Raw genomic sequence first — 13,271 nt, forward strand, 5'->3', positions numbered from 1 at the left:
GTTTTTATTTTTTTGAAAAAAAACTGTAACGATTATAACACATGCCTTACCTACTGTTTAAAAGAACAGAAAATCAAAAAAATTAATATTATGAAAAATTTAATCAAACTTGGATTCGCAGCATTATTGTCATTGAATTTCATAACAGCCAATGCACAAAATAAAAACAGCAACACAGAAAACAGTCTCCTATGGGAAGTTTCCGGAAACGGTCTTTCTAAGCCTTCTTATATTACCGGGACTTTTCATATCTTATGCAGTAAAGATTTTGAGATCAAACCTAAAGTTCTGAAAGCTCTTGAAAACTCTGAAAACTTTGTCATGGAAATCAACTATACTGATCCTGCTGAAATGATGTCATTACAGAAAATGTTTAAAGCAGATAAAAAAATATCAGACCAGCTTTCTCCCGAAGAAGCTAAGGAACTGAATACCATTCTTGCCAATTATGGAACAGATCTGAAAAGCATTGACTCATCAAGTCCTCAGGCACTTTATGCCTTGCTTTCCACCAAAGCCATTCCATGCCCCCGGACCGAAGTTAAACTTTACGAAATGGAGCTTCTTCAGAAGGCAATAAAAGATAAAAAAGGAATCAAAGGGCTGGAAAAAGTAGAGGATCAGATGCAATCGATCAATAAAGCATATGATCTGAAGAGTATCATTACCCAGCTCAAAATGGACAAAGAATATCAACTATTATTCAGTCAGATGATTGAAGCTTTTAAAAATGAAAATGTGCAGTCACTTTACAGTCTTTTCAAGGATGAAAGATTCATGAATGCTCAACAGGAAAAGGCAATGCTTACCAATAGAAATCTAAACTGGGTAAAAATAATGCCGGACATGATGAAAAAAGAAAGCTCGTTATTTGCAGTCGGAGGATCTCATCTTATGGGTGAAAACGGAATCATTCCTCTCCTGCAGGCAAAAGGCTACACGGTGAAACCAGTATCAAGCTTATAACCATAACCAAACCATGAACCGATTGTGAGCAATCCAACTGAAACCGCTTTTTTAAAACTCGTCAACCAGCACAAAGGTATCTTGTACAAAGCCTCGCGGATCTATGCAGATTCTGTAGAGGATCGGGAAGACCTTCAGCAGGAAATTCTTATCCAGCTTTGGAAATCTTATCAGAACTTCAAAGGAAACAGTGAGTTCTCCACGTGGATGTACAGGGTCGCAATTAATACTGCCATTACCTATTTAAAAAAGGAAAAGCAAAGATCTACTCATCATACAAATGTGCCTTCCCATTTTGAAGTACAGCAGGAGGATTACAACCCTGCAAAGGACAGACAGCTGGAAATTTTCTACAGTGCCGTTCAGGAGCTGAACTCTCTGGAAAAAGCTGTCATATTTTATTTCATGGAAGGAATGTCACATAAAGAAATCGGGAACAATCTAGGGCTCAGTGAAGGCAATGCGCGAGTAAAACTCAACAGAACAAAAGAAAAAATACAGCAAATCATAAAAAAATCAGGCTATGAATTTTGATCAATTAAAAGAACAGTGGAATAAAGAGGACAGTGATGTCCAAATCCCTGATACAATACAGCAATTAAAGGAGAGCAAGCACCCTATAGAAAAGATTCAGAAAAATATGAAAAAGGAATTTCCTATGCAGATTCTTGCAATTATTCTGATGGCTTTTTTTCCTCTTCAGTTTAAATTTCCGTCTTCACAATATATTATTTATTATGTTTCCTATACAGTGATGGTCGTAATATCTTCATATTATCTGTTTGGGTTTTATAAATTCTACAAACAGACAGAACTTTATACTGGAAATACCAAAAACAGCCTTTGGAAAATATACCATGAGCTTCGCCTGAATATGGAACGATACCAATCTTTCGGATTTTTATTACTTCCTCATTTACTTATTACTATTGGACTGGTTATCTATAATACGATGAAAGAGCAGGGAAAGTCTTTACCAGAGCTTTCTGCTTCTCATCAACAGGGATTAATCATTGCAGTACTGATCGGAACATTAGGGTTTATAACCAGCATTGTTTTATGGACAAAATACATCTATGGAGGAAGCGCAAACCAATTGGAAAACATTCTGAATGAAATGGATGAATAATATCCTAAGAGCTATCCCACAAACACTTTTTATACAACCTCAGACCTGTTCTGAGGTTGTGTTTTTTAAAAAAATGTTATTTATCGTCTTCAAATTTATCAGAGGTTTTATTTTTCCGTAAATTTGCAAATCAGAAATAAATCATTATGGATTATGACCTATTCTCATCCGATATATGATCTTCTGAACGATAAAAATTCTGTAATATGCTATCAAAAATAAATCCAACACAAACTAGCAGCTGGAAAGCACTTGACGAACACTTCGGTGGAAATGACTTTGATCTTAGAACTCTTTTCCAGTATAACCCGAACCGTTTTAATGAGTTTTCTCTACAAAAGGACAACTACCTTTTTGATTATTCTAAAAACCTGATTGATTCCAGAACAAAAGATCTTTTATTGCAATTGGCTGAAGAAAGCCAGTTAAAAGATGCTATTTCCAAAATGTTCTCAGGAGATAAAATCAATGAAACAGAAGGAAGAGCTGTGCTGCATACAGCATTAAGAGACTTCTCTGATCGTGAAATTATTGTAGATGGAGAAAATATCAAACCGCAGATCAAGAGAGTTCTTGAGCATATGAAATCTTTTTCTGAAAAAATTATTTCGGGAGAACATAAAGGTTTCAGCGGAAAAGAGATCACAGATGTAGTCAACATCGGGATTGGAGGATCAGATTTGGGTCCTGTGATGGTTTGTTCAGCTTTAAAGCATTTTAAAACAAGATTAAACGCTCACTTTGTTTCCAACGTGGACGGAAATCATATTGCAGAAGTAGTAAAAGATTTAAATCCTGAAACTACTTTATTCATCATTGCTTCCAAGACGTTTACCACTCAGGAAACAATGACGAATGCCAATTCAGCAAAAGACTGGTTCCTGAAGGCAGGAAAACAGGAAGATGTAGCGAAGCATTTTGTTGCTTTATCTACTAATATTGAAGAAGTTAAGAAGTTCGGAATCGCAGAGGAAAATATTTTTGAGTTCTGGGACTGGGTAGGCGGAAGATATTCTCTGTGGAGTGCTATCGGATTAAGTATTGTACTTTCTGTAGGATATGAAAACTTTGAACAGCTTTTAAAAGGTGCTTATGATACAGATCAGCATTTCCAAACGGCAGAATTCTCTGAAAATGTTCCTGTATTAATGGGACTTCTGGGAATCTGGTACCGTAATTTCTATGCTGCTACAACGTATGCCATCTTACCGTATTCTCAATATCTGGACAGATTTGCAGCCTATCTTCAGCAGGGAGATATGGAAAGTAACGGAAAATGTGTAGACAGAAATGGTGAATTTGTAGAATACGAAACGGGACCTATCATCTGGGGAGAGCCTGGTACAAACGGGCAGCATGCTTTCTACCAACTGATCCACCAGGGAACAGAATTGATTCCGGCAGACTTTATTGCCTATGCAAAAAGCCCTAACCATGTTTCTGACCACCAGGATAAATTATTAGCGAACTTTTTCGCTCAGACTGAAGCATTAGCCTTCGGAAAACTTGAAGAAGAAGTGGAAGAAGAGCTTAGAAATGCAGGAAAATCTGATGAAGAAATAGACAGACTGATCAACTTCAAGGTCTTCCATGGAAACACACCTACTAACTCTATATTATTCAAAGAATTAACTCCTTTTTCACTAGGACAACTGATCGCTTTGTATGAACACAAAATTTTCGTTCAGGGTGTCATCTGGAATATTTTCAGTTTTGACCAGTTTGGAGTAGAATTAGGAAAAGTATTAGCCAACAAAATCCTTCCTGAGCTGGAGAATAATGAAGCAGTAAGCTCTCATGACAGCTCTACCAATGGATTAATTAATTACTATAAAGAAAATAAATAGTAAGTAAAAAGAAAGTAAAAGTAAATCTATAAAGTAAAAAAGTAAAAATGGCAGAAATTCTTGACGGACTTAAAGTATCCAAGGAAATTAAAGCAGAGATCAAGGTTGAAGTAGAAAAGATTCTCGCAAGTAAAAGAAGAGCTCCCCATTTGGTGGCTATTCTTGTAGGAAATAATGGAGCTAGCAAGGCCTATGTAAACTCGAAAGTGAAAGACTGTGAGGAAGTAGGGTTTCAATCCAGCTTGATTAAATTTCCAAGTACAGTTTCTGAATCTGAACTGTTGGAAAAAATTGACGAGCTTAATAAATCTAAAGCAGTAGACGGATTTATCGTTCAGCTGCCTTTGCCGGATCAGATTGATCAGGAGAAGATCATTAACGCTATTGATCCAAGAAAAGATGTGGATGGTTTCCACCCTGAAAACTTCGGGAAAATGGCTCTTGAAATGGATACTTTCTTACCTGCTACTCCTTTCGGAATTTTAACATTATTGGAAAGATATAATATTGAAACGAAAGGAAAAGACTGTGTAATTATCGGAAGAAGTAAAATTGTAGGAAGACCAATGAGTATCCTTATGGGAAGAAAAGATTTCCCTGGAAACTCTACCGTTACCCTTACGCACTCATACACGAAAGACATCGAAGAATATACTAGAAAGGCAGACATCGTAATTACCGCTTTGGGAGATCCGCATTTCTTAAAAGGAGATATGATCAAAGAAGGAGCTGTAATTGTTGACGTGGGTATTACAAGAGTAGATAATGACTCTCCAAAAGGATATTACCTTGCAGGTGACGTAGATTTTGACAGCTGTGCAGCTAAAGCAAGCTGGATTACTCCGGTACCTGGAGGAGTGGGCCCAATGACAAGAGCGATGTTAATGAAAAACACCATCATTGCTTACAAAACTTCGGTCTATAACGACTAATTTTAAAATGAATAAAGAAGAAGATATTTTATTAAAAGAAGGTAAAATGCTCCCTGTAATGGAGCATTTTTACACTTTACAGGGAGAAGGAGCACACACCGGAAAAGCCGCATATTTTATCAGGCTGGGAGGTTGTGATGTAGGATGCCACTGGTGTGATGTAAAAGAAAGCTGGAACCCGGACCTCCATCCCCTGATGAATGCAGAGGAAATTGCAGAAACTGCAGCTAAACACTGTAAAACAATAGTGTTGACCGGTGGGGAACCTTTGATGTGGAATTTAGATATATTGACATCCAAACTGAAAGAATTAGGATGTACCGTACATATCGAAACTTCAGGAGCCTATCCCATGAGCGGGCAGCTGGACTGGATTACCCTTTCTCCAAAAAAAACAGGACTGCCTAAGGAAGAGATTTATCAAAAAGCTCATGAGCTTAAAGTGATCATTTTCAATCAGCATGACTTTACGTTTGCTCAGGAACAGGCCTCAAAAGTTTCTGAAAACTGTAAACTTTACCTTCAAAGCGAATGGAGCAAAAGAGATGACATGTATCCTAAGATCACAGATTTCATCCTGGAACATCCGGAATGGCAGGCTTCAGTTCAGACTCACAAATATCTGAATATCCCGTAAAAAAGCTTAAATTAGCTGGGCTTATCCGCTATAATACCGATAGATGCAGAGAATTCGATACTCTAGATACCTGAAATCGATCATTATGTTGCTTGACCTCATGGTTATTGCATCTATCTTCATATTCTTTTTTATAAGCAGAAACGAAAGTTTAAAATACAATAAAGAAACCTGGTATCAGAATAGTTTTTCTTTGGTTCTGTTGTTTTTGTTCTGGGTACTACTGAGTGGTAGGACAAAAATATACAATATTCCGAGGAACCTCACCTATACCCTGTTTCTTGAACGCCTCTTGATTCATTTCCTCTTTTTTATACTGGGAGTGCTGCTAATAGGAAAGGTAAGTAAGAATGTATTTTTCAATTCGGATATTTACTGGCTTTCGCTTTACCTATTTATTTCCATCTTCCTGGCGAAATCATTAGTGTATTTTGCGATCAAGTATTTGCGATCTCTTGGAGCGAATTATAGAAATGTCATGTTTTTGGGAGACCGGCATTCCACAGAAATTCTTAAAAATATCTTTACAGACCGTAAGGACTATGGGTACAGAATATTTGAATATGAAAATGCCGAGGTGAAGATCAATGAGCTGGTAGCTTTCTGGAAAAAAAACGGAATCCACACTCTGTTTTTATCTATGGAAAACTCTTATGATGAGGCCATGAAAAATGAAATTTTCAGTCTGGCTGAAGATCATAAGATCCACATATCATTGATCCCAAGCATTACACAAAGTGATTTTTTCCTTTATGACCTTGGATATATACAGACCCAGCCGGTACTTAATCAGGCCAGGTATCCGTTAGATTATTATTCTAATTTCCTGATGAAAAGAACATTTGATATTTTCTTTTCTGCTTTTATATTGATTGTAATCTGCTCATGGGTATTCCCGATTATTGCGATTTTGATCAAAACAACGTCCAAAGGTCCAGTTTTTTTCCTTCAGAAAAGATATGGTTTTCATGAAGATGTTTTTAATTGTATTAAATTCAGAACAATGGTTGTCAATGATGAATCTACGACGAAAACTACATCAATAAATGATTCCAGAATTACCAGAGTAGGTAAATTTTTAAGAAAAACCAGCCTTGATGAACTTCCTCAATTTATTAATGTATTGAGAGGTGAAATGTCTGTAGTAGGTCCGCGCCCTCATATGCTGGCTGTTGACAATTATTACAAACCCAAAATCGGAAGATACAGCCTGAGAAGTATGGTTAGCCCTGGTATTACCGGATTGGCACAGGCGAACGGACTGCGTGGTGACTTCGGAGATGTGGAAGTAGAAATGAAAAAAAGAGTTCTGGCAGATGCTTTCTATGTAAGAAACTGGAGTTTTGTACTCGATCTGGTAATTATTTTAAAAACCGTTTTTTTGGTTATTGGAGGAGATAAAAATGCAAAATAAGGGAAGAAATAAGATAGATATTGAAATAATTTTAACACAAAACTAAGCTTTGGTCTTATTCTTGACTCTAGCCCAATTAAATAAAAAAGTCTAATTTAGCAGTATGTTAAAAAAGTTTTTCACAGCAGTAGGGGAATACATGATCCTCTTGGGAAAATCCCTGCAGAAGCCTCAGAAAATGAGGGTTTTCTGGAAGCTGTTCATGAGAGAAATTAATGATTTGGGAGTAAATTCTTTCGGACTTGTTATCTTCACCTCCATATTTGTTGGAGCGGTAGTGGCTATTCAGATGTTCAACAACTTTGATGCTTCTTCTTTTCCTATCCCGCCTTCATTTGTAGGATATGCTACGAAAGCGGTTTTGGTTTTGGAATTTGCCCCTACCATTATCAGTCTTATTCTGGCAGGTAAGGTAGGTTCCTATATTGCGTCAAGTATTGGAACAATGAGGGTTTCCGAACAGATTGATGCATTGGACATCATGGGAGTAAACTCACCCAATTTCCTGATATTTCCTAAAATTATCGCCTGTATGCTGTTTAATCCCCTTCTTATTGCTATCAGTATCGTATTCGGTATTGGTGGTGGATATATTGCCGGGATTTTAACAGGAAACTGGACAGAAAACGACTATATTGTTGGTATTCAAATGTATATGCCGAATTTATTTATTTACTATGCATTTACCAAAACGATCGTTTTCGCTTTTATCATCGCAACGGTTCCTTCTTATTTCGGATATAATGTAAAAGGAGGATCACTGGAAGTAGGTAGAGCAAGTACGCAGGCAGTGGTATGGACAATGGTATTCATTATCATTTCTGAATTAATTTTAACCCAATTAATATTAAGCTGATGATTGAGGTAAAAGATCTTAAGAAAAGTTTTGATGATGTTGAAGTATTGAAAGGCATTTCAACTTCATTTGATAAAGGAAAGGTAAACTTAATCATTGGGCAGAGTGGTTCCGGTAAAACCGTTTTTTTAAAAAGTTTATTGAATGTTTATATGCCTTCTTCAGGAGAAATTCTGTTTGACGGAAAAGACATCAACACAATGACGAGAGATGAAAAACAACATCTCCGTTCAGAAATCGGAACGGTATTCCAGGGAAGTGCATTATTTGATTCCTTAACTGTGGAAGAGAATATCATGTTCCCTCTTGATATGTTTACCAATCTTACCTACAGAGAAAAAAAGAAAAGGGTTTTTGAAGTAATAGGACGAGTACATCTTGACAAAGCGGAAAGAAAATATCCTTCTGAAATTTCCGGAGGAATGCAGAAAAGGGTGGCGATCGCCAGAGCAATTGTCAACAATCCTAAATATCTGTTCTGTGATGAACCCAATTCCGGACTGGATCCGTATACTTCAAAGATCATTGATGATCTTCTTTATGAGATCACCAAAGAATATAATACTACAACAATCATCAATACACACGATATGAACTCTGTAATGACGATTGGCGAGAAAATTGTATACCTAAGACTGGGAATCAAAGAATGGGAAGGTAATAAAGACATCCTGATTACCGCAGGCAATAAAAATCTGATTGACTTCGTTTATTCTTCAGAACTGTTTAAAGAACTGAGAGAATATTTACTTGAGAATAATAAAACGATTGAAACGACAAATACAAAAATAGACGATAATGAAAAAGGTACTTAGTATAGCGTTATTAGGGTTTTCAATGTGGGCATCTGCACAGATTTCACTGGCAGGTAAAGCCAACTTAATTTTTCCAACAGGCTCACCTTCATGGTCCAATATTAAAGGGACAGTGAATGATGCTATTGCAGGAACAGGTAAAAATAATGTAGGTTTCAACGTTGGGCTTTCATTAAAAGTGGGACTTCCTACTTCATTGTTTGTGATGCCGGAAATCTATTATACTCACTTCAAAAATGAGTTTACTACAGAGAACACTACTTTTGATGTAAAAAGCAACCGTATTGATGTTCCGGTTCTTTTAGGATATAACCTTTTAGGGAATATGCTGGGAGTTTTTGTAGGACCTGTAGGAAGTTTTAACTTAAACAAAGACAATACTTACAACGATTTCAAGGAAAATGCTAAAAATGACTTTACCGTAGGGTATCAGTTTGGTGCACAGCTTGAAATCAAAAAGCTTATTGTAAATGCAAGATATGAAGGTGCTTTCAGTAAAGATGAAAGAAATTTCATCAACAAAGTTTCCGGTTCGGAAATCAGATATGATAACAGACCTAACTTGTTTATGGTAGGTTTAGGATATAAATTCTAATGATTTATCGAAAATAACAACTTTAAACCCTCAAATTTAAATTTGAGGGTTTTTATTTTGTTCTTCAAGTTCAGCCTGGCGTTTTGCAATGTCAGCAGCCTGTTTTTCAAGCTCTTCTTTGTCTTTTTGCAGCTGTTTGAATTCTTTTTTCTTCTGTTCCGCTTTGATAGCGCTTCCTTTACTTACATATCCTACCATTCCTCCAATGATAAGCCCTATTCCGATTCCCGCCATTATACCCATAATGTGGGAAATTTTTATTTGCTCTACGGCAAAATCAGTTGTTAAATAGAAAAGTAAGGCAGAAACAGCCAAAAGGATAAGTCCGGTAATTGATAAACTCTTCATAATATTGTGTTTAGGTGGTTACATAAAAAAGCCTTACCAAATTTACTAAAAATTTAATAAGGCCTTACTCAAGATTAAAATTCTAATTATATTTTTCCTCCTGCAGCCTTATAGTATTCCAAAGCTTTTGGAAGATCTTTGTTGATATCTGAAATTCTCGTTTCCGGATTCGGGTGAGTAGATAAGAATTCAGGTTGTCTTGCTCCTGTAGATGCGGCTTCCATTCTGTTCCAGAAAGGAATCGCTGCTCTTGGATCATATCCTGCCATAGACATCAGGTAAAGTCCCATTTCATCAGCCTCGGACTCCTGACCTCTTCCGTATTTCAACAAAGCAACCTGTGAACCAATAGGGTAAACCTTCTGGAAAACACTTGCCCATTGTGAATTTGAGATGGTTCCTCCCAGGATTGCACCTCCATATTGGGCTACCATTGCCTGAGAAATTCTTTCATTTCCGTGGCCTGCCAGTGCGTGAGAAACTTCATGTCCCATTACAACTGCAAGTCCGTTATCGTCTTTTGTTACCGGTAATATTCCCGTATAGACTGCAACTTTTCCACCAGGCATACACCAGGCGTTCAGCTCATTGCTCTGCAAAAGATTAAATTCCCAGCTGTAGCTTGCAAGATCTGCTGATCTTCCAATACTCTGATAATATCTTTCTGCCGCATTTTTAATTCTGTTTCCTACATTTACCACTCTCTTTGCATCTGCTGTACCGGTAATCACTTTACCTTTAGACAATGTCGTTCTATATTCCTGTGAAGACATTGTTAAAATTTCCGAATTGTTGGCCAGCTGTAAAGAAGACCTCCCCGTAATCGGGTTTGTAGTACAGGCAACAGCCGACAGAGCAATAGCTCCCATTCCTAATAGATGTGTAACTTTCATAGTTTGAGTGTTAATAATTCAACCTTAACAATTTTTATTCCAAAATATTTCAGAAAGAATATATTTGCATACATTTTGCTGTTTAAATTTAATAATTATATCATTATGAAAAAGTATATTTCTTTACTGATGATTTTTGGATTCCTGTTCTTATTCCAGAGCTGTGCTTCACAAGGTTCATTAGATCCGAAAACAGTGGACACTTTGGTGAATTCCCAGGAGTTTACCTTCTATGCACAAAGAGCCAACCCTACGAATTATGATGTTATCAATGTCATGAATTCAATGCCCAATGCCACTGCAACAAGAATGTTGAATCTGAATGGAGATTACACCATTGACGTCAGTAAAAATACGCTTGAAGTAGTTCTTCCTTATTTTGGAAGACTATTCAATCCTACATTTGGAAGCGCAAGTGATAACAGCTACCGATTTACTTCGAAAGATTTTACGGTCACTAAAACTCAGAATAAAAAAGGGACCTGGACTTTTAAGTTCAAACCTAAAGATGTAAGAAACGTAGACGAAGTGAATATTGAAATTTTTAAAACCGGAAAAGCTTTCGTTTCTATGAGAAGTAACGACAGGCAACCCATCACCTATGACGGATATATTTCAAAAACTGAGGTTAAACAGGAAAAAGAGAAGCTTTAACCCCTGTTTTCGTTAGATAAAAATTTTTCTACAAATAATTTTGCTTCAGTACTTGGATTAGAAACCATGGCTGAAGCATTTTTTTTATGCATATGATAAGCTTCCTCCACCGCATTACTTTTTTTCATCAGGGATAAAATATATTCCTGAACCCAATATTCAAATCGTTTTTCAGCCTGCTGAACCCGTATTTCTTCAAAACGGCCACTCTTCTTTTTCAGATCAATAAATTCGGATATTGTATCATACACTTCCTGTAATCCTTGATTATGAAGCGCAGAGCCAAGTAAAACAGGAATCTTCCATCCTTTTTCTTTAGGCGGAATAAAGTCTAATGCTCTTTTTAATTCCAGTCTTGTATTTTTAGCTTTCTGAAGATTGTCCTGATCTACTTTATTGATAAAAATGAGGTCTACCATTTCCATGATACCTCTTTTTATTCCCTGAAGCTCATCTCCACCTCCAATAATTTTAAGGAATAAGAAAACATCGGTAATATCAGCAACCAGCACTTCTGACTGCCCTACTCCTACCGTTTCTATTAAAATATAATCGTAGCCTGCAGCTTCGCAGATCATCATAGTTTCAAAAGTAGTATTCGCTACTCCTCCCAAAAACCCTGAGCTGGGAGAAGGGCGGATGAATGCATTTTCTTCTTTGGCCAATTCTTCCATTCTGGTTTTATCTCCCAAAATACTTCCCTTGTTAATAGCTGAACTAGGATCAATGGCCAAAACGGCAACCTTTTTTCCCTGAGCAATAACCAAACGGCCAAAGTTTTCTATAAAGGTAGATTTTCCTGCCCCGGGAACACCCGTTACTCCTACCCTCACAGAGTTTCCGGTAAGAGGCATAATTTTCTTCAACAATTCTTCTGCCTGTACCCTATGCTCTGCTTTCTTACTTTCAACCAATGTAATAGCTTTTGCAATCAGGCGTTTGTTTCCTGACTGTATTCCTTCTATTAGCTCTTCTGTAGAAAATTTCATTAATTCAAAATTAATAATTAAAATGGGAATGGTCAATAGCCTGCTTAGAATGATGAGACAAAAGATTTAAATTATCTTCATTTGGGATTACTGATTTTACGTAATTTTAATTTTTATTTCTTCTAAATTAAAACTAGAATCCCCTATATCAACCGCTTAAGGAATTTATTACATTTGTTATATATCAAAAAAAGAAACATGAAAAAACTCATCGCTGCGGCAACGTTTACTGCAATTTTGCTGGTTTCCTGTACGCCGAAAGCTGCTACATCCACTGCTACTGCAGGAACTTCAACATCTACTGCAGAACAGATTGCTCAGGGGAAAACTATTTTTGAAAACTCTTGTGGAAGATGTCATAAACTCCCTGATCCTGCTTCACATAATTCTGTACAATGGGTAGGAATCATGAATTCTATGGCTCCAAAGGCAAAATTAACGGATGAACAGCACCAATGGGTTTATGATTATATTGTTTCTGTGAAGAAGTAATCATCAAACAAAAATAGGATATGAAAAAATTCATCTTAGCCGGTATCGCAGCATCAGCATTTCTGGTATCCTGCGGACCAAAAAGTGTGGCTGTAACAGGGCCAAAGTATACCTCATCTGAGCAGCTGGCGCAAGGAAAAACCATTTTTGAAAATTCCTGTGCAAAATGCCATAAACTGCCGGAACCAACGAAACATGACGACAAGGGATGGATCAACACGTTAAGCAGAATGGCTCCAAAAGCTAAACTAAGCGATGACCAGCATCAAATGGTGTATGACTATCTGATCTCTGTCAATAAAAAATAAGCTTTCAATGAAAGCTTATTTTTTTTTCTTAATTAATGCCAACTGCTATCTTACAATAAGTTTTTCAACCTGGGACTGATTCCCCTGACTGATATGAACCATATAAACTCCTTTTTGAAGTCCTTTTACAGAAACAGCTTTCTTCGATCCTGATTCTCTGGAATCCGTCATTACTAATTTACCAGACATGTCAAACATCGTAATTTTAACTTCATTCGGAGATTTATCAATATTTCCCACGAAAAATTCATCATAAACAGGATTAGGAAAAACAATAAACCTGGATCCTGCTTTTATACTTTCCTTAGTAGCTAAAGCTGTATTGCATTCGGCAGGTACTGTAAAGTCTTCTACCTGATCAGTAGCAACTGTTTTGGAACCTGCGGATGCGTTCAC

The 13,271-nt window shown here is 36.8% G+C and carries 17 protein-coding genes; 13 read left to right on the forward strand and 4 right to left on the reverse strand.

All coding sequences use genetic code 11. From position 1 onward, the window contains the following. Positions 1-90: 90 nt before the first annotated feature. From J2786_RS20460 to J2786_RS20505, 10 genes are all read left to right on the forward strand, one after another. The gene (locus J2786_RS20460) at positions 91-966 is read left to right on the forward strand and encodes a TraB/GumN family protein (protein WP_047429046.1); all 876 of its coding nucleotides are present in this window, start codon (positions 91-93) and stop codon (positions 964-966) included. 24 nt (positions 967-990) lie between these two features. After that, positions 991-1,500, forward strand: a complete 510-nt coding sequence (locus J2786_RS20465) for an RNA polymerase sigma factor (protein WP_047428841.1) — start codon at positions 991-993, stop codon at positions 1,498-1,500. After that, positions 1,490-2,095: a hypothetical protein gene (locus J2786_RS20470; protein ID WP_047428839.1), complete on the forward strand. Its 606-nt coding sequence runs from the start codon at positions 1,490-1,492 to the stop codon at positions 2,093-2,095. The genes J2786_RS20465 and J2786_RS20470 overlap by 11 nt, the downstream gene beginning before the upstream one ends. Positions 2,096-2,301: 206 nt before the next feature. After that, entirely contained in the window at positions 2,302-3,942 is a 1,641-nt protein-coding gene (gene pgi, locus J2786_RS20475) for a glucose-6-phosphate isomerase (protein WP_047428838.1), read from the forward strand. A 47-nt stretch (positions 3,943-3,989) separates the two neighbouring features. After that, a complete protein-coding gene (locus tag J2786_RS20480; protein WP_034692667.1) occupies positions 3,990-4,874 on the forward strand; it encodes a bifunctional 5,10-methylenetetrahydrofolate dehydrogenase/5,10-methenyltetrahydrofolate cyclohydrolase in 885 nt (294 codons plus the stop codon). A gap of 7 nt (positions 4,875-4,881) precedes the next feature. After that, the gene (locus tag J2786_RS20485) at positions 4,882-5,511 is read left to right on the forward strand and encodes a 7-carboxy-7-deazaguanine synthase QueE (protein ID WP_047428835.1); all 630 of its coding nucleotides are present in this window, start codon (positions 4,882-4,884) and stop codon (positions 5,509-5,511) included. 43 nt (positions 5,512-5,554) lie between these two features. After that, complete coding sequence (locus J2786_RS20490) at positions 5,555-6,925, forward strand: exopolysaccharide biosynthesis polyprenyl glycosylphosphotransferase (RefSeq protein ID WP_047428832.1); 1,371 nt, start codon at positions 5,555-5,557, stop codon at positions 6,923-6,925. A 103-nt stretch (positions 6,926-7,028) separates the two neighbouring features. Beyond that, complete coding sequence (locus J2786_RS20495) at positions 7,029-7,781, forward strand: MlaE family ABC transporter permease (protein ID WP_047381748.1); 753 nt, start codon at positions 7,029-7,031, stop codon at positions 7,779-7,781. After that, on the forward strand, positions 7,781-8,596 hold the full coding sequence (locus J2786_RS20500; protein ID WP_047428831.1) for an ABC transporter ATP-binding protein: 816 nt from the start codon (positions 7,781-7,783) through the stop codon (positions 8,594-8,596). Before J2786_RS20495 ends, J2786_RS20500 begins: the two co-directional genes overlap by 1 nt. Then, positions 8,580-9,191: an outer membrane beta-barrel protein gene (locus J2786_RS20505; RefSeq protein ID WP_034692679.1), complete on the forward strand. Its 612-nt coding sequence runs from the start codon at positions 8,580-8,582 to the stop codon at positions 9,189-9,191. Before J2786_RS20500 ends, J2786_RS20505 begins: the two co-directional genes overlap by 17 nt. Before the next feature lie 36 nt (positions 9,192-9,227). On the opposite strand, the gene J2786_RS20510 is transcribed toward J2786_RS20505, so the two are convergent. Continuing rightward, positions 9,228-9,539, reverse strand: coding sequence for a hypothetical protein (locus J2786_RS20510; protein ID WP_047428829.1), 312 nt, complete (start codon positions 9,537-9,539; stop codon positions 9,228-9,230). Between the two features lie 86 nt (positions 9,540-9,625). After that, positions 9,626-10,432, reverse strand: a complete 807-nt coding sequence (locus J2786_RS20515; protein ID WP_047428827.1) for a M48 family metallopeptidase — start codon at positions 10,430-10,432, stop codon at positions 9,626-9,628. A 105-nt stretch (positions 10,433-10,537) separates the two neighbouring features. Between J2786_RS20515 and J2786_RS20520 the strand changes: the two genes are divergently transcribed. Further along, positions 10,538-11,086 (forward strand): DUF4251 domain-containing protein, encoded by a 549-nt coding sequence (locus J2786_RS20520; protein ID WP_047428825.1) that lies wholly within the window; start codon positions 10,538-10,540, stop codon positions 11,084-11,086. Here the strand turns inward: J2786_RS20520 and meaB are convergent. Continuing rightward, positions 11,083-12,075: a methylmalonyl Co-A mutase-associated GTPase MeaB gene (gene meaB / locus J2786_RS20525; protein WP_047428822.1), complete on the reverse strand. Its 993-nt coding sequence runs from the start codon at positions 12,073-12,075 to the stop codon at positions 11,083-11,085. The genes J2786_RS20520 and meaB overlap by 4 nt on opposite strands. Before the next feature lie 198 nt (positions 12,076-12,273). Between meaB and J2786_RS20530 the strand changes: the two genes are divergently transcribed. Beyond that, positions 12,274-12,567: a c-type cytochrome gene (locus J2786_RS20530; protein WP_047428820.1), complete on the forward strand. Its 294-nt coding sequence runs from the start codon at positions 12,274-12,276 to the stop codon at positions 12,565-12,567. 20 nt (positions 12,568-12,587) lie between these two features. Continuing rightward, positions 12,588-12,875: a c-type cytochrome gene (locus J2786_RS20535; protein WP_047428818.1), complete on the forward strand. Its 288-nt coding sequence runs from the start codon at positions 12,588-12,590 to the stop codon at positions 12,873-12,875. A 45-nt stretch (positions 12,876-12,920) separates the two neighbouring features. Here J2786_RS20535 and J2786_RS20540 read toward each other — a convergent pair whose 3' ends face one another. Further along, positions 12,921-13,271, reverse strand: a complete 351-nt coding sequence (locus J2786_RS20540) for a T9SS type A sorting domain-containing protein (RefSeq protein ID WP_310026627.1) — start codon at positions 13,269-13,271, stop codon at positions 12,921-12,923.

The sequence above is a fragment of the Chryseobacterium vietnamense genome (assembly GCF_031454475.1).
Taxonomy (GTDB): domain Bacteria; phylum Bacteroidota; class Bacteroidia; order Flavobacteriales; family Weeksellaceae; genus Chryseobacterium; species Chryseobacterium vietnamense.